Genomic DNA, 286 nt, shown 5'->3' with positions numbered 1-286 from the left:
TTCGTCGTCAGCAGTGGCCAGCAACCGCGCCAACACCATGTCCCAGCGGCCTTCGCCGCTCAGCCGTCGGTGCCAGGTCCAGATCGTCTGCCACGGCCCGAACACCGCAGGCACATCCCGCCAGGCAATCCCGCACCGGTACCGATAGATGATTCCCTCGACCACCTGGCGAGCATCCCGAAAAGGCCTGCCCTTCTTCCCTGTTCGCGCTGGTAGAAGGTCTTCAATCAACGACCACTGGGTATCGGTGAGCAACTGAAACCGTGACATTCCCTAAGTCTCAACC

At 61.2% G+C, this 286-nt stretch carries 1 protein-coding gene; it reads right to left on the bottom strand.

What is annotated here, in order from left to right; all coding sequences use genetic code 11:
* A partial coding sequence (locus AC5Y36_RS25905) for a transposase (protein ID WP_500043833.1) occupies positions 1 to 270 on the bottom strand: 270 nt, incomplete at its 3' end.
* Positions 271 to 286 lie beyond the last annotated feature (16 nt).

It is taken from the genome of Mycobacterium sp. NGS50, assembly GCF_059812545.1.
The sequence above is the reverse complement of the archived record's forward strand: the minus strand, read 5'-3'. Positions and strand labels throughout refer to the sequence as shown.